This is a genomic window from Streptosporangium sp. NPDC002524, from assembly GCF_040295985.1.
Lineage (GTDB): Bacteria > Actinomycetota > Actinomycetes > Streptosporangiales > Streptosporangiaceae > Streptosporangium.
The window spans coordinates 1-16,866 of record NZ_JBEOWK010000038.1 but is presented as its reverse complement, the minus strand read 5'-3'; the positions used below and the strand labels follow the sequence as shown (position 1 = coordinate 16,866).

At 64.3% G+C, this 16,866-nt stretch carries 8 protein-coding genes and 1 pseudogene; 3 read left to right on the top strand and 6 right to left on the bottom strand.

What is annotated here, in order from left to right; genetic code table 11:
* Window positions 1-4: 4 nt before the first annotated feature.
* From pglW to ABT053_RS39600, 5 genes and pseudogenes are all read right to left on the bottom strand, one after another.
* Window positions 5-4,312, bottom strand: a complete 4,308-nt coding sequence (gene pglW, locus ABT053_RS39620) for a BREX system serine/threonine kinase PglW (protein WP_350976521.1) — start codon at window positions 4,310-4,312, stop codon at window positions 5-7.
* 195 nt (window positions 4,313-4,507) lie between these two features.
* Window positions 4,508-5,536, bottom strand: a pseudogene (locus tag ABT053_RS39615) (IS630 family transposase).
* A gap of 367 nt (window positions 5,537-5,903) precedes the next feature.
* Window positions 5,904-6,926: a hypothetical protein gene (locus ABT053_RS39610; protein WP_350976518.1), complete on the bottom strand. Its 1,023-nt coding sequence runs from the start codon at window positions 6,924-6,926 to the stop codon at window positions 5,904-5,906.
* A 110-nt stretch (window positions 6,927-7,036) separates the two neighbouring features.
* The gene (locus tag ABT053_RS39605; protein ID WP_350976515.1) at window positions 7,037-7,528 is read right to left on the bottom strand and encodes a DUF4365 domain-containing protein; all 492 of its coding nucleotides are present in this window, start codon (window positions 7,526-7,528) and stop codon (window positions 7,037-7,039) included.
* Between the two features lie 97 nt (window positions 7,529-7,625).
* Window positions 7,626-8,777, bottom strand: a complete 1,152-nt coding sequence (locus ABT053_RS39600; protein ID WP_350976514.1) for a sigma-70 family RNA polymerase sigma factor — start codon at window positions 8,775-8,777, stop codon at window positions 7,626-7,628.
* 117 nt (window positions 8,778-8,894) lie between these two features.
* Between ABT053_RS39600 and ABT053_RS39595 the strand changes: the two genes are divergently transcribed.
* From ABT053_RS39595 to ABT053_RS39585, 3 genes are read left to right on the top strand one after another with little or no spacing between them, the layout of a single operon-like run.
* Window positions 8,895-12,017 (top strand): helicase-related protein, encoded by a 3,123-nt coding sequence (locus ABT053_RS39595; protein ID WP_350976513.1) that lies wholly within the window; start codon window positions 8,895-8,897, stop codon window positions 12,015-12,017.
* Window positions 12,017-13,897: a DrmB family protein gene (gene drmB, locus ABT053_RS39590; protein ID WP_350976510.1), complete on the top strand. Its 1,881-nt coding sequence runs from the start codon at window positions 12,017-12,019 to the stop codon at window positions 13,895-13,897. Before ABT053_RS39595 ends, drmB begins: the two co-directional genes overlap by 1 nt.
* Complete coding sequence (locus ABT053_RS39585) at window positions 13,894-15,000, top strand: DEAD/DEAH box helicase (RefSeq protein WP_350976507.1); 1,107 nt, start codon at window positions 13,894-13,896, stop codon at window positions 14,998-15,000. The genes drmB and ABT053_RS39585 overlap by 4 nt, the downstream gene beginning before the upstream one ends.
* Window positions 15,001-16,087: 1,087 nt before the next feature.
* Here the strand turns inward: ABT053_RS39585 and ABT053_RS39580 are convergent.
* Window positions 16,088-16,561: a hypothetical protein gene (locus ABT053_RS39580; protein WP_350976505.1), complete on the bottom strand. Its 474-nt coding sequence runs from the start codon at window positions 16,559-16,561 to the stop codon at window positions 16,088-16,090.
* Window positions 16,562-16,866 lie beyond the last annotated feature (305 nt).

The window sequence follows — 16,866 nt, the reverse complement described above, 5'->3', positions numbered from 1 at the left end:
CCGCCTACGCTGCTTTCTCACTCAGCGACCCGAGCAGGTCGGCGGTGAGCTCCAGCCATTCGTTCTCGCCGATGACCTCGACCACCAGACCGTCCAAGGTGGGCCGCTGTCTGGGCGTACCGGTCGGGCAGAGCAGCCACACACCGCGCGGCCCGCCGCGCCCGAACCGCGTCGATTGCTGGATGTCGACCAGAAGCTCCCGCCCGCCCGGATAACGGGCGAGCACTCCGGCATTGTGCAACAGCACCGTCCCCGATGGCTGCGCCAATCGCGTGGCGACTCGCTGCCAGGCCACGCGCACGTAGCTGGCGAGCCCGCGCGGGATGACACCGTCCCGGCTGAACCGTTCGTCGGCGCGAAGCAGGTCCGACCAGGGCCGGTCTCGCTCGCCCGCCAGGTATGCCAGAGCGCGCAGGAATTCTCCTCCCACGTCGATCGGCTCCACCTCAAGGGACTCGGGAAGGAGCCGGACGGCCAGGTCGGCGCGTCGCAGGTCGACGTTGAGGGCGAGGAATCCGCCACGTCCGGCGGCACCGCTGAGCCGCTGCATGGCGACCGAATCCACGACCACGGCCGGGCGGGGAACCGCACTCCTTGTGCGACTCGCCGAGAACGAGAGCGCGCTGATCGTTCCCGGAACCGGCTTGCGGTGAAACCGGCCGTCTTCCAGGATCAGCTCGAGCCCTGCCTTGTCGAGCGCCGTGACCAGCGCCGCCTCGATCTGGCGCGGCGTCGGGTCCTGCCCTAGCCCGAACGAGGACTCAGGGAAGCGGCTTTTGACGAGCGCCAGCAGCTTCTGGGGATCGATTCCGTCGGACCCCGGGTTGATCGCGCCCTGAGTGAGTTTCAGTGCCCGGTCCAGGCCGAGATCACGAGGGTAGAGCTCCTGGCGGGCGGTGGCCGCGGCCGTGGCGGAGGTCGCGGCGGCGAGGGCCACCAGGCGACTGTCGGGGATCGTCGGCAGGCCGCTCGGAGGCTTCACGCTGCCGCGAAGCTCCCGTAGCACGGTCAGCGGGCCGGGGAGCGGGTCCAGCGTGGCCAACTCGTCCGCGCGCCTGCCCAGGCGAGACGCATAGTCGATCAGCTCCATGCCGTTGGGCAGCGACTTGTCGTCCAGGGACTCCAGCGCGATGATCATGTTCGTCCCGTGCCGACTCCGGTCGAGACGAGGCTCCGGTCCGCCCGCCCGCTCCGTGGTCTGCTGGTCACCGCCGAGTCTGTCCGTGCGTCGCTCGGTCTCCACGGCGATCATCGCCGCCGCGTACGCGTACGCGAGCCGGGTCCGCTCGTCCTCGGCGCGCGCGCCACGCCGTTCGAGCAGCCCGGCCGCGAGCTCGGAGGCCTCCATGATGCGCGACGCCTCGCTCAGGAGATCGAGGACGTCCTCACGCAGCCCGGTCACGCGGTCGTCGATCAGCCATCGGTCTCCGGAGGTGCGCCAATGCCGGGAGACGGTCACCTGTGAGGTCCCGATCAGCACGCCCACGGCCTTCTGCGTCGGCCAGGGGTCCAGCTCGGGGAACCCGCCTGACATATCGGGCAGGCCCAGCGACAGCCGTACGGCCTCCGCCTCCTTCGAGGTACGGTGACCACGCCCTGGCAGCAGGGAGAGGACCAGGTCGTCGAGGTAGCCGATCTTGATCCGCAGGGGCGGTTCCGCCTCGGTGTCCGAGACGGCGTCGGCGAGCGGCTTCCACTGGCGGATGCGGCGGAGCAGCTCGTTGCGGATGGTCCTGCCGACCCCACGGACCTTCGTCACCTTGTAGGCGGGCACAGCCAGCAGTTCGCCGACCGTCTGCGCGCCGAGACCGGCCGCAGCCGCCACGGCCCGCGGCGACAGCCCTGCCTCGCGAAGCGGCGTGGTGAGGGTGGCCTTGGCGGCGTTGAGGTCACGCGCCTCCTCGGTGCTCTCCGGCTCGGTCGTCGCGGTGGCGGCCGTGGTGGGCGGACGCTCGGCGTCAAGCTGGGTGAAGATCGCGCGCCAGGCGTCGCGCATCTCCCGCAATGTCTGGAACCGCTTGTCGGTGTCGCGGTGCAGCGCCTTGGCGAAGAATCCGTGCAGGCCGTCGCGGAGCTCGGCTTCGAACGCCTCGACGGCGATCGCGGGCAGTTCCTCATCGGTGAACTTCGGGTCGGCGTCGCCGCCGCCCCACACCGGTTTCTCACCTGAGGCCATCTCGTGCAGGGTGATCGTCGCGGCATACCACTCGGCGTGCCCGTCGTAGACGGGGCGACGATCGGTACCGATGAAGGGGTCGATGTAGGCGCGGGTGCCCACCGCCACGTCCCGCTCGGGGGCCCTGGAGTGGGAGAAGTCGAAGAGGACGAGTTCCTGCGAACGGTCGCGGCGGCGGCGGATGCCGAGGTTCTCCGGCTTGATGTCCCGGTGCCAGACCTGACGTCCCGCCAGATGGTCCAGAGCGGCGAAGAGGTCGTCGCCGAACCTCTCCAACTCGTGGATGCTGCACGGGCCCTTGTCACGGATGCGCTGGCCGAGCGACTCCTCACCGGCCTGCTCGATGGCCATGACCATGCGTCCTGCGATCGGCATGGGGCCGTCGAGCCACCGCACGACGTGGGAGTCGTGTAGGAGACGCAGCACCGCGGCCTCCTCGCGCAAGGTCTCGGCCTTCTCCTCGTCCAGCGCGACCTTCAGGACCCTGAACTCCTCCTCGGTGATCTCGCCGAGCCGTTTAACCAGCAGCGCCTTGGCGGTGGAGCCGGTGCCGAGAGACCGGACGACCTGCCACTCCCCGTCGATCACCTGACCGGTGACCAGGTCCAGCGGATCAACGTCGTCGTCCGCTCGGGCGAACTCCTGCTGGACCTCGTCGAGCTTCCCGAGGAACGCCAGAACATCGGGCACGTAGTGGATACGGTTCTGCGAGTTCGGCTGCGTCGCCTGCCACACCAACGTGTCCAGCGCCGCGGGGATGCCGTCCGCCAATGTGCTGAGCAGCAGTCCGGAATCCGTCTTCAGCCGCGTGGCCATCTCCCTGCGGCCCGGTGCCGGAGGCTTGCCCGTGACGATGAGATGTGCCAGGGCACCCAGCCCGAACACGTCCATCCCAAGTGGGTCGGCGTTAGGCTGGTCGAACTCCGGCGCGAGGTAGACGTGAGTCTCGGACGATACCTGCCGGCCGGAAAGCGACGTCGGTTCCAGACTGCCGAGCCCGGTGGAGTCGGAGGTGTGGGTCGCGGTGCGCCAGTCGCCGATGCGGAGCACCGGCCTGCTGCCGTCCGGCTTCGCCGACACCCACACGCAGCGGGCGGCGAGGGCACGATGGTAGAGGTGTCGCTGGTGGGCGTAGTTGAGCGCCTCGGCGAGCTGGCGCACTAAGTCGAGCCGAACCGCGAGGTCCATGGTCTCGGCGTACTGGTCGAGGTAGCGGTCAAGCCGCTCGTCGTTCTCTTTGTGGCGGAAGAACACCGCCGGACCGGCCTCGTGCACCTGGTAGTCGGCGACTTGGACGATGCCACGGTGTGTGAGGCCCAGCAGCGCCGTGTACTCCCGCCGGGCGGCGCGCTCGGTGGTCCGCTGGTCCTCGGCCGAGGCGAGCCTGCGCGAGAGGTAGATGCGGATGCGGCGCTGATCTCCGGCCATGTCCGCGTCGCGCGCCAGCCGGTCCTCCCAGTCGGGGCCCGCGTCGATGGGCTTGCTGTCCATCTTCCAGCGGCCGATCTGGAGAAAGCGCCGTGACCCCTCGACCCCGATCTTGCGCATCAACCGGGACAGCTGCACATCGAACTCCGGCTTGACCTGATCGTTCCGGCTTCGCGGCGGACGGTTGATCAGGTCGCTCCAGATTTGGGGCAGGCCGTTCGTGCCTCCCTCCCTGCCGAACACCTTGATGCGCTGCTGCTGGTCAAGGTCGACCACCAGGCCGGGGTCGGAGAGGAAGACGGCTGCATCGATGAACGGGATGAGGTTCTCTTTCACCCCGAGTTCCCGGGCCGCCCACCGCAGACGCCCCTTCAGCTCCTTAGCCTTATGGTTGGTCGCCGGGAACGGGTTGGTCATGCGGCTGGTCTTGCCGCCCGGCCGGTGGAAGATCCACGTCTTGCCGTCCTCCCCGTGGTTGACCAGCCTGCCCGGGTGGCTCTTCATCTCGATCAGGAACAGCCCGGCAGGCGCGCAGACCAGAAGATCGCATTCAGGAGACCTGCCGTCGGGCGTGCTGAAGGTGAATGTCGCCCAAGCCCGATATGGCTCAACGTCCGGCATGAGGCTCCGAACATGGTCGAGCCCCTCCTGCTCCCACGGGAACGGGGAGGGGAACTCCTGGTTCCAGCGCCCTTCACCGGCAGCCACGCGCTGGCCCTCCTTTACCGATCTTCCCGTCAGTCAGCCGAATGTCACTGTTCTATCGCCTTTGGTCTACCTCGACCACCCAGATAGATCGCCCTTGCATAACGGGGGTTCCCCCCAAGGTTGTGCGGTCGGCCCCGGGGCCCGCCGCGGGGACACGGCGGGTCAGCCCACGCTGAGGGCGCCGGTGCATCGCCTCTAGTGAGCCAGTCTGGAGATCCTGTCGCAGTAGCGGCAGATTCTGTCGATGATCTGGTCGGCGGTCTTGGTCCACTTGAAGGGTCTGGCGTTGTCGTTGCAGACCTTGATCCAGTCCTCAAGGGTGGTCATGAGGGCGTCGAGTGAGCAGAACACGCCGTGTTCCAGGCAGCGGCGTTGCAGTTCGGCGAACCAGCGCTCGACCTGGTTGAGCCAGGAGGAGTAGGTCGGGGTGAAATGCAGGGTGAAACGCGGGTGGGTCGGCAGCCAGGCATGGAGCACCGGCGCCATGTAGGCCGACAGGTTGTCGCAGATCACATGAACGGCCAGGCCGGGCTCGATCTGCCAGTCGATCTCGTCGAGGAAGTCGCGGAAGTCGACGGAGCGATGGCGGTCCGACAGCGTGCCGATCACTTTGCCCGTCGCGGTGTTCAGCACTACGAACAGGTCGATGGTGCCGTGCCGGATGTAGCCGAAGCTGCGCCGCTCGGGCACTCCCGGCAGCATCGGCATCACCGGTGCGGTCCGGCCCAAGGCTTGGATCTGCGGTTTCTCATCCACCGCGAACACCACCGCGTTCGCCGACGGGGTCAGATACAATCCGACGACATCCCTGATCTTGTCGATCAGCAAAGGGTCAGGAGAGATCTTGAAGGTCTCGGTCCGCCATGGCTGCAGGCCGAAGGCCCGCCAGATCCGCAGGACACTGCTGGGTGAGATGCCCGCCTGAGCGGCCAGTTCTCGCTTGGACCAGTGCGTGCCCCCTCGGGCACCTGCTCCAGTGTGTGCACCACCACGTCTTCCACCTGGGCATCGGTGATGGTGCGCGGCACCCCGGGACGAGGCTCGTCGCTCAAGCCTTCCAGCCGGTCGCGGAGGAATCGACCGCGCCAGGGCCACGGTCCTACGGTGGACGCCCAGCAGCCCGGCCACCGCCATATTGTTCCCGCCATCGGCGTAGGCCAGCACGATCCGCGCCCGCAGGGCCAGCCCCTGCCCGGTCGTGCGGCGCCTGGCCCACCCCTGCAACGTCGACCAAGATCGAGGCGCGCCGCCTCACAGACGCCGAGTTCGACGAAGCCATCTACAGAGCTCACGCGGCTGGCAGAGCCTTGTCCGCATCAGCGGGTGCAAAGCGCGTAAGTCGGGCAAAAGCAAAGCGGAAGTGAGGCACTTGGCGCGGGAAGCCACGCCACCGCTGTCAAGCAGGATCGCATGCGCATGACCGCGTACGTTCCTGCCCGGGACATATTCGGGATGATCTTGCACTTCGGAGAAGCCGCCAGGGAAGTATCTGCAGTTCAAGCCGAGCATGCGTACGGATTCACTCTCGCTCTCCTACAGCGGGTCTGCGATCTATGCCAACCGTAGTCCGGGGCAATGACAGGCCGCCGCCTTAACGAGGGTTCGGTTCCGACATGACGAGCGCATTGCCCTGCTGTGTCACCTCGCCGTCGAACGTCACGGACTCCGTGAGGAGGTGGGCTCGAATCGCTTGCCGATAGCGGTCCTCGCTCAGGTGGACAGTCACCCGCCGGTCGAGTAGGTCAGAGGAAGACCCTGGGCCTGCGAGTATCGTCACCGTGCCACCACTATTCTGGGTGGCTTGGCGGAGCGCGACGACAGGCCCGGTGACCGTCGCGTGCGCGTGGTGTGCGGTGTTCCGCATGCGCAGGAAGTCTGCGGCCTCGGTGAGGACTGGCAGCAATGCACGCCCAAAGGTGATCGTCGGTCGGTTGTAGGTCTGAGGGATAGACCACTTGGAGGCCCAGCCGAACCGGACGGCGAAACCGTCACGTGCCGTGCTGCCCAGTGCGGCCAGAGCCGCGCACAAATCCGCCGTCACGCCAGAGTTGACACCGGCCGCGAAGCCGTTCAGGTCTTGCGTGGCCAATGATCGCGCGGCGGCGTCGTGTGCTGCCCAGGCCGCCCGGTAAAGGAGTTGAGAGACACGTCGACCGAACGGTGGCTCCGGCAGACTCATGTGGCGAAGGGGAAGCTGGCCTGATATCGGGGAGAGCGGGATCCGGATAGTGAACACCTCACTTCCGGGTTCCAAAAGGGCCTGAGCAAGAAGATCCCTCGCCCGTTTTGGTTTCTTCCCCGGCAGAACAAAACGGTTTTCGCCCAAGGCCTCGGAGGTAGCGGCACTGAGGAGGAGATGGTTGATGCCGGCAGTCGTCGTCAAGCCGTCGGCGACAGCGACCGTCCCCGGTGGGGCGTTGGTGCGGACGATGACGCGCTGGGTGTCGGCATCGATGAGCGCCATGTCGGTGTAGACGGCTCGCGCCGGACGGTTTTCAACACTAGCGACGGCGTACAGCAAGTCCGCGACACGAGTCGCGTAGTCGGTCAGGGTAATGAGCGCGGGGAGGAGGACCCTGGCGGGCGAGTCGGCGGTCTCGAGTGTCCAGCGCATGGCGTACCGGACGCGTCCTGCCTCAACCCAGCCGCTGGTCCGCAGGTAGCGCGCGATGTCGCGTGGTTGGAGCCGACTGAGCTCGGCGAGAGACAATTCATCTGACATCATCAGCCGATGCCCAAGTCTAAGAGTTGGCCGATGGTTTCCACGGTCAGTAGGTTCTTACTCGGGACGAGAACGCTGACGGTCTTCTGCCCTGCCATTTCGGCCGTGACCGGGCTATCGGCCAGCGATACCCAGTAAGCACAGTGGTTCAACCGGATGCACTCGGCCGTCACCGCCACATAGTGAGCGGTCTGCGGGGGAGTGACGACGGCGACGAGGTACGCAGGTACCTGTCTTAGCCCGGTAAGCTGCCGGAACCGCTTGAAGTCGAGACGGACACTCACCCCGTCTCCGATGTTCATGGGGTCGGGGACCCGAGTGGTCTTAATCTGGAGCTCGATGCGGGCATCGACCTCAGGGTCGGGATCGTGACGCGCCACGTATAGATCGATTCCGTTGTCCGGGACCGGCTTCCCGTGCGAGTAGCCGCCCGCTGCGGCGAGGACCGCAACCACCGACTCGCCGAATGAACCCTGCTGGTTGTTGTGCTCCATGTTCCTCGCTGATGCCCGGCCTTATAGGGGGAGTCAGGCACGGGCCGACTCGTGCGGACTTTACCGAAATCCGGCGCCTGTCGGGGCCTTTATCGCCTCATTGGAGGCGAGAATGCTGTTGCCGGATGTGTTTTAGCGCGCGTACCTCCAGCTGGCGTATCCGCTCGCGGGTGACGTTATAGCTAACGCCGATCCGATCCAGCGTTTCGATGTCACCGTCAACGAGACCTATCCGACGGCGCAAGACGTCCGCCTCACGAGGAGGCAGCTCGACCAAAAGGCACTCGATGGCCTCCCTCGACCACTTGTGGCGCAGCACATCTTCAGGACCGAGAACACTGTTACCCCTGAGGAGCTCACCGAGCGCCACACCATCCCTGACTACCCGGTCGCAGGAATCGGTGACTCGGCTGAGCTTGCGGATCTTCTCAACCTCCGGCACCGTCAGTCCGCAGGTCATCGCGACATCAACGGCCGAGCTCTTCCGGCCCTCGCGACGTAGCCGGGACTCCGTCGCCGAGACCTTGCGCATGGAGTCGTGCAGATGGACCGGGATACGAATTGCCGCTCCGGTGTCGGCGACGGCCCGGCTCAACGACTGCCGAATCCACCACGTCGCATAGGTGGAGAACTTCAGACCCCGGCGACCATCGAACTTGCAGACTGCGTGCATAAGACCCAGGACTCCGTGCTGGAAGAGATCCTCATAATCCAGGCCCTGATCGCACCAACCCGGCACAAGGCTATGGACGAGTCTCAGATTGTGTAGAACGAACGCGTCACGGGCGCGGCGACGCGGATCGTCCACGGGGATACGCGCGAACACGGCATCATCCGGCTCCTCCTCGAGGCGCTCGTGCCCTCCGCGCAACAGGAACCACAAGCCCACTTCCTGTTCGGCCGTGAGCAGGCGCCTTTCCGGATGCAGCTGTGTCCTGTCACGTTCCATAACACGCCAGGCTGCGGCCGCGGCGGCCTCTAGATCGAGCACGGCAGGGGGAGCCGTCGCAGGCTCTCGAGCCTCTTCCGCAGGCGAGGAGCCGACTGCGGCCTCGATGATGAGGATGCCGTCGCTCAGTACAGTCTGAGGGAGCATCGAGAGTTCTTCGTCCGTCAGCCCTGCCATGACGGCCACCTGGTCGAGGACGTCCCGGGTGACCGTTCTGTCTGCCGCGCACTGCTTGACGAGGTCGAGCGTCTGCTCCAAGCGCTTCGCTGATGTCGCGGAAACCTCGGGGGAATGCGTCATGAAAGGCACAGTGCCAGAAGGCAGTTACAGTTCACTAGCATCGGGCGGCATTTCGTCACCGTGCGAGCCTTTCGTTGTTAGTCTCCCGTATCCAGGCATGCGCGGGAGGGAAGGCCGATGTTGGCGCGCGACGAGGTGCTCGACTATCTGCGACGGCAGTTGGTTGGACCAGCGGATGGGGACAGGGAACTGATTGAGGTACCCCCCGACCGCCGCTACCTAATGGGGACCCTCTATCCACAGGATGAAGATCGACAAGAGCTCTCGCTGTTCTCGGCAGAGGAGCCCGATGGCACCGGGCCGGAGATGCCGAACGAGGAGAACGTAGCCGACGGAGCCGACCCACTACCCGGCGCCAACGCCTGGCTTCCGTCCTCGCTGGGTATTTCGTTGTTCACCGATGCCACGCAGCTACAGGTGGTGTGCAGGGCCGCTCGGTACGTCACTCATCCGGGCAGCCGGCGCACATGGCAACGCGAGCCCCTGCCGGACGAGGAGATCACTGTCTCATTGGATACGAGGGAGCGCCCGGTGTTCGGGGGGCGGGGTCTCGTGCGAGTGCGTTGGCGGGTGTTCGCGGGCCGACGTCTGGTTACCGTCGCTCTGGTCAACGCGGCCGAAGCCATCAAACAGATTCCGGGAGTGCGTACGCCACCGAAGTGGGACGACATGCTCTTCCAGGTCTCGCTCGAGGCCGGACCCGTTGACGGTGAGATCTTGCCCTATCCGAGTGTCCAACTCACTAGCCGTGATGAGGAAGAACAAGAACTACGGCTCCAGTACCTGCATGCTGTGACCCACGCGGTTGGCCACAGCTGCGCCGTCGATGAACTAGCCGACGCCAAGGGCCGGACTGTCGGCCTACGCAGCCAAGTGCTGCCAGTCGCCGATGTGCCGAAGGTCAAGCCCGCCGGCCCGCTTAAAGCACCGACTCTGCGGCTCGCCCGACTCTACAATCTCGACCTTCCCGATCACGTGCTCAAAGCTGAGCTGAGGGAGTTCGTAGCTGGTTATCGGGCCTGGTACGAGGCGCAAATAAAGATCAAGCTTCCGCCATGGGGAGCGGACGCCGCCGACCGCATTCTGTGGCGGCTGCGCGTCGCGGTCGAGCGCATGGAAGCAGGGGTTGAGGAGCTGTTTACCGATCCTACCGGCGATGCATTGCGCGCTTTCAAGGCGGCTAACCATGCGATGCACCTGCAGATGCGACACTCGGAGGCAGATCTCGCTGGGCGCCGTCGTCCGCGAGCCAAGGCAGCGCCCGTCGATCCAAAGCCGAAGGAAACGGCCTCCTGGCATCCGTTCCAGCTCGCCTTCTTCCTGCTCTCTGTGCGCGGACTCATCGATGAGAAGCACTCCGACCGGACGGTCGTTGACCTGATCTGGTTCCCGACTGGCGGCGGGAAGACCGAGGCCTATCTGTTCCTCGCTTGTTTCGAAATGGTGCTGCGCAGGCTCAGGTATGGCACCTCCGGGGAAGGCACGGCAGTGCTGAGCCGCTACACGCTGAGCCTGCTGACCACCCAGCAGTTCCAGCGGGCGGCCACCACGGTATGCGCGCTTGAGTGGCTCCGGCAGGAGAACCACGGCGCGATTCCGGGCGGTCCGTTCACCATCGGGCTCTGGGTGGGCCAGAGCACCACCGAAAACCGATACGACAAGGCAAATGCCGCTTTCCGGCAGCTGCGCGGGGAGAGCCATCCTAAGGACGTCTTCATTCTCGACCGCTGCCCCTGGTGCGGGACACGCATCATGCCCGAAGCGAAATCGCCCGACATCAGCGACTATGGAGTGCGAACCTCGGACAGTTCATTCCAGTTCTTCTGCCCCCGCGACGACTGCCGGTTTCACGATGAGCTGCCAGTCGCGGTCGTCGACGACCACATCTACGACAATCCGCCGACCTTCCTTCTCGGCACGGTCGACAAGTTCGCCCGTCTGGCCTGGGAACCTTCGGCAGGGCGCCTGTTCGGTGCCGACGGTCGGCGGCCACCGTCACTGGTCATCCAAGATGAGCTGCACTTGCTGACCGGCCCACTCGGCACCACCGCCGGTCTCTACGAATCTGCGGTCGTGGAGCTTTGCAAGACCGAAGACAGCGGGCCGAAGATTATCGCCTCCACGGCTACAATTCGCAGAGCCGGGGAACAGGTCCGCCAGATCTATGGCCGCGACGTTCAGCTCTTCCCCTCGGCCGGTCTGGACGCCCGGTACTCCTACTTCGCTGAACCGGACCTAAGTGTTCCGGGCCGCAGCTATGCGGGTCTGATGGCCCAGGGCCACACCGCCGGACGCGCCACTGCGGTGGCTGCGGCAGCTCTCCTGCAAGCGCCGATGGAGCTGTCGGAGGAACACAGGGATGATTACTGGACACTGATCGCCTACCACCACAGCATGCGTGAGCTTGGAAGGACGCACACCGCCGCGGGCGACGACATCCCCGCCCAGCTTGCCGCCTTCGGCTCGGACGGCAAGCACCGCGACCTGCCCGGGAACCAGGTCGAGGAGCTGTCCAGCAATATGGAACGGGCTGAACAGCCCAAACTCTTGGACCGTTTGGAGCTTCCTTACACAGACAGGGGAAGCCTGTCGCTGGTCGTCTCCACGAACATGCTCTCAGTCGGCGTCGACCGCAAACGACTAGCCTTGATGCTCATGCTCGGCCAGCCAAAGGCCAATACCGAGTACATTCAGGCAACCAGCCGAGTCGGCCGCCACGATGTTCCGGGCCTCATCGTCACGTTCTACAACGCGACCAGATCGCGGGACCGCTCCTACTACGAAGGATTCGGCCCCTTCCACCGTGCGCTGTACCGCAACGTCGAGCCGACCAGTGTCACTCCGTGGTCGATCCCCTCCCGCCGTCGGGCACTACACGCCGTACTAGTGATTCTCGTCCGGCACGGGATGGGCCTGGCCCTCGACAATCAGGCGGGCTTGATCCTCGACTACCCGACGGAGTTCGCCGACGCCGCAGCGAAGATCGCTGACTGGGCGGCACGCTGCGACCGGAAATCTGCGGCGGCGGTCGAAGCCGACCTTGATGAGTTGTTACGAGACTGGCGAGAGCGGGCTAGAGAAGCGCGAGAGAAGGGCCTGTCGCTCTACTACAAGCCAGCTGGCAAGAAGCACCTAAGCCTTCTCAAGGACTTCGGCCGGGTCGGCGGCGTGTGGGTGACCCACCATTCCATGCGGAGCGTCGATCCCGACTGCCAAATGATTGTGAAAGGTGCTGGCTGATGAGTGAGCGTCGGCTGCGCGTACGTCAAGCTCAGACCATCCACCCTTTCGGCCCAGGCGCAATCATCGACGTTCAGGGAGAGTCCTTCGTCGCAGCCGGTATCGAGAACTGGCCCGCCCCTGGCAAACTCCAGACGATCTCGGCTCCGCGGCTCGCCCAGCGGCTCAAAGCGACAGGACTCTACTCGGCGCCATCAGCTCCAGTGGCCGATTTCGACGTCCCTGACGCATTCGGCCCGGCCTTCATCAGGTTCCCCGGCTGGCTGTTTTGCGGGGCGTGTCGCCGCATGACACGGTGGCGCATCGAGATGGAGAAATTCGGCTCTCCGCCAAACTGTCCATTCTGCCATCCCAAGCACAAGCTCAGCCCGATGCGCTTCGTGCAGATCTGCGCCGACGGGCATCTCGGCGACGTCAGCTGGTGGTATTGGGCGCATTCGATGCTCAGCCCAGAAGAGCGAGAGAGTTGCCCCGACAGACAGCGGTTGAGCTTCGAGGCGGGTGAGAACGCGACCGGCCTCGAAGCACTCGCGGTGCGTTGCCGCAACGACACCTGCAAGGCCGCGCGCCGTGACCTTCTCGACATTCTCGGCGCTCAGGCAATGCGCTGCGGCGGCCGCAACCCCTGGCAACGACTGCAGGACCGCGTGAACTGTCCCCAACGTATTCAGGTCGTGCAGAGGACCGCCGGCAATGTTCACTACGCCGTCGTTCATTCTGCTCTCGACATTCCTACCCCGATCACACCATCGTCGATCAACGGGGAGATTGCGGAGAAGGTCCGGAACCATGACTTCTGGCCGATGCTCTGCCAAAACCTGAACAGCTCCAACGCGTCGGCGCTGATCGACCTGATCGCGGAGGTAACAGGGGCCGACCTCGCCTTGATGCACGCGTTAATCGAAGAGGAAACCGGCCAGGTGCTCAGCTCTGCGGCGAATCCAGCACCTTCGGCCGAAGCGTCAGACGTCGTCGACCTGAGCTGGGAGGAGTGGGAGGCTTTTACCGGGAAGCTGACTGACCCGATCCGCCACTTCGCGATCCGGGAGGTCGAGTTCGCCGAAGGCCATGAACACCCGTGGACGGACCTCTCGTCGCGGATTACACGAGTCATCGTGGCGGACAGGCTGCGCGAGGTCAGAGCCTTCCGCGGATTCAGTCGGCTGTCCCCAGACCAGAAGTTCGTCCCGGTAGACCTCACCCGCACACGGCGCTGGCTCCCCGCCGTCGAGGTCTTCGGCGAGGGCGTCTTCCTTACTCTTGAGGAAAGCCTGCTGACGACGTGGGAAAACCAAGACGCCGTTCGGGCGCGTACCGCCGGGCTAGCGTACGCCCTGGACACCTCCTTTCAGAAGGACCGGCTCGCGGCATTCACCGGGCCCAACCTTCTGCCTAGGCTGCCGCTCTTGCACACGCTCGGGCATCTTCTGATCCGCCAGCTCTCTTTCGAATCGGGGTACAGTGCGGCGTCGCTGCGTGAACGTGTTTACGCGAGATCCTCCTCGGCAGGCGAAGCTCAGTACGGCCTCTTGATCTACACGGCGTCCGGCGACGCGGACGGAACGCTAGGAGGCCTGGCTCGGCAAGGCGAATCCGACCGACTCGCCGAAACCCTGCTGCGGCTGCTCGAACAGGCGGCGTGGTGCTCCGCAGATCCACTGTGCTCCGAACACACCGGCCAGGGGTTCGCGGGACTCAACTTGGCTGCCTGCCACGCGTGCGCCCTCGTCCCGGAGACGAGTTGCGAGGTAGGGAACGTCCTCTTGGATCGGATGCTCGTGGTCGGCGGTGCAGGCATTCCTGGGTTCTTCGAACTAGTCGTCGAGGCGGCCCGAAAGGAGGCCGCAGTTATAGCGGATCAGCTCGGGAACGGCCGATGACCATCCCTTTCCTCGACCTGACCGTCGAACAACAGCTCCTCTTGAAGCGGCTGAAGGAGCCCGGCCATCATGTGGTGAGCGGGCCTCCTGGCTCGGGCAAGAGTCTTCTCGCAGTGCACCATGCGGCTCAAGCACGCCTCATGGGCGAGCCCACCACTCTGCTCGCCCATTCCAAGCTGCTAAAGCAGCATCTCAATGCAGATGCGGCCGGGCTCGGGGCCGATATCGAGGTCCTAACGTTCCACGCCTGGGTCCATGCCTGGTATCGCCAATCGACCGGAAGCTCTCTAAGTGTGCGATCAGGCCAGTTTGACTGGACAGAACTCGTCAGAGCCTCGCTGCAGAACGCTGGCCGCCGTGAACAGACTTTCGTCGTAGATGAGGGGCAAGACTTACCGCCACAGTTCTATCAACTGTGCCGTCTCATCGGGGCTCAAATCATCGTGTTCGCGGATGAGTATCAGCGTATTACCGATACTCAGAGCACTCTTAACGAGATCGAGACCGCTCTCGGGCGCTGCACCCGCCACGAGATCATTGAGAACTTACGCAACCCCAGGCCAGTGGCAGAATTAGCGATACGGTACTCCGTCGGCTTCCACACCTTACCTCTGCCAATCCGCAACGGGCCCACGCCTGTCCTTCTCCATCTTCCCGACCAGCGACGGCCCTTTGTTCAATGGCTTGCAGATTACGCCTCTGCACGTCGAAGGCTGAGCGTCGGAGTCGTCCTCAAACACACGAGGATGCAGCAGGAGCTACTTGCCGATCTTGAGCGAATAGGGCATGGACTACGCCCACAGATCTATGTTGGCGGAGCGCCCACGGACCGCCACCGCACCATCGATCCTACCCGTTCCGGTATTCGGTTAATTAATCGGGCAAGCATCAAGGGCCTCGAATTCGACACTGTGATCATTCCCGATACTCACCTAGATCGAGACGACCCGACTTCCGCTGAAATCAGAATGATGTATTACGTGCTTACCACGCGCGCAAGGAGCGAACTTTACTTTTGCTACTCAGGTGTTCGTGAACCTCCGATCCTCGCGGAAGCACCAGAGTCTTTGTTAACTAGAAGCCTCCTTCAAGCGTCACGCTGACGACCTTCACTAGGCGGCGGTCAGGTGGCTTGGCACAAATCGGCGCGGGAAAGGAGAATATAGCGTACGAAAACTGCGATTCTTGGCCCGACCTGGGCCTATTCAGACCTGTAGGTGCCCGAAAATGCGTCGCTCACTTGGGGCTGGTGCTACGCAATGCACGAATTAACCCACCACTCCTGCGATCAGAGCAGCCGCATTACCTTCGCAATATTGATGATCTCGCGCTGACGATGCAGCCGCCCGCTGTTACACAAGCTTGCCCCTCATACACCCATCATGCTCCCGCGCAGCTAACGCCATCTTGGCGTACTCGGCCTGGCAGACGGCCACAGTGTAAGCCTCGATCGGCCATGATCGATCAAGGGCTGCTTTGGATCCAGCAAGTACGAGTTATGCGGAGCGCAGGTCGCACTGCAACAATGAAAGGGATATCAGCGTGCATGTCGCATTCGCAGCTCGCCCATTGCGAGGTCCCCGAAGGACCTGTAACGGTTGGCCCCAGGCAGCCCCGGTTCGAGATACCAGGCTTCCCGCTCACCTTCACCGGTGCTGACGTAGGGATTGAGGAGAGCCACCCCATCACCCTAGTATCCGATCAGAAGGGTGTCGGGCACATACTCCCCTGTAATAGATGGATTCCTGCTCCTGTCCGTAGACGAAGTAGAGCTCGTCGGGCACGCTCCAGGAGCTCTCGAGCTTGGGTGCCGACCAGCTCTCGGTGACCGGAGGGTCGACATCACGGAGTCAGCCGACTTCTTCGACACGCAACAGGCAGCAGGCATCGTCACTGCCCCACCCGTTGGCGAACAGGAGACACTGCCGGTAACTCGGCTGCAGCTCCACACGGATGCCTTGCGGGGAAGTGTTCAGACCATGCGTACTGGGCACTCATTGTGAAGAAGATGTCCCCGTTTCGAGTGGCGGCTGCACGTGCAGCACAAAGCTAGAGCTGCTCCTCCCGATAACCTCCAGGTGTGGGACATACGCGAGATGATCAAAGCATGGTTCTATCGATGCTTGCATCCCCGCAGGTCACCCAGCGCACCGGACCACAGAAGCGCCGCTCTCCTAAAGCGGGTGTCTTTTAAATCGGCCACACGGGCACGAAGGGGACTATTCGAGAAGGCGGATGACCGTTCATCGCGTCGCTCAGCTCATCTTCGGTGAGATTGAGAGTGAAGGCGCTGCCTGCCTGCGAGGGATCCCAGCCGCGGTCAAGGGCTCCGCGTATGGTCGCCGCCACGAGAGCCGGCCGTACGGTCATCGTTCGCTCCCCGAGCCAGGCGTCCGGTCGAGAGCGGGGAAGCTCCACCACGAGAACCCGCCCATGTCCCTCAGCCGGCTCCACCGCATAGGTCAGCGGTCCCCAACTGTTTGCCTGGGAGTACGTGGGGTTGTGGCGGATTCGCCAGCGATAGACGGTGCCGTCGACGCTGATCAGCCTGGAGCCCTTCTTGGGGATCGCCACGGAACCGGCCTCCTGCCTTGTTTCGTCTCTGTGCCGTGAAAGCACCGAAGACAGCGACAGGTAGTGCGAGACGCTCGCCAGCGTAGCCATCGCTCAGTCTCATGATCGAGCAGTTTTCGCGCAGCCGGGGCCCGGCGGTAACAGCCCAGCAGATCTGGAAGCGCAGGGCACATCCAGGGCACATGGGCACGAGAAGCAGCGCGAAACGATGAGAACCAGCGAAAGCCAAAAGCCCAGCTCAGAAGGCCTTCCAGGAGATCACCGCAGGTCAGCCGTCATGACGGATCAGATCTCGATGTACTAGTAGTACTTCGTTAGGTTGGTTCGGGTGGGTGGTGTTCTGGTCGTACGGCGGTGGCGGGTATGTCGCGGTGGCAGGTGGGGCATGTGCCGGT

Excerpts from the sequence above, each read along its gene's own strand:
- ABT053_RS39610 (WP_350976518.1), bottom strand. The coding sequence starts at position 6,926 with ATGCGCTGGACACTCGAGACCGCCGACTCGCCCGCCAGGGTCCTCCTC.
- ABT053_RS39605 (WP_350976515.1), bottom strand. The coding sequence starts at position 7,528 with ATGGAGCACAACAACCAGCAGGGTTCATTCGGCGAGTCGGTGGTTGCG.
- ABT053_RS39600 (WP_350976514.1), bottom strand. The coding sequence starts at position 8,777 with ATGACGCATTCCCCCGAGGTTTCCGCGACATCAGCGAAGCGCTTGGAG.
- ABT053_RS39595 (WP_350976513.1), top strand. The coding sequence starts at position 8,895 with ATGTTGGCGCGCGACGAGGTGCTCGACTATCTGCGACGGCAGTTGGTT.
- drmB (WP_350976510.1), top strand. The coding sequence starts at position 12,017 with ATGAGTGAGCGTCGGCTGCGCGTACGTCAAGCTCAGACCATCCACCCT.
- ABT053_RS39585 (WP_350976507.1), top strand. The coding sequence starts at position 13,894 with ATGACCATCCCTTTCCTCGACCTGACCGTCGAACAACAGCTCCTCTTG.
- ABT053_RS39580 (WP_350976505.1), bottom strand. The coding sequence starts at position 16,561 with ATGGCTACGCTGGCGAGCGTCTCGCACTACCTGTCGCTGTCTTCGGTG.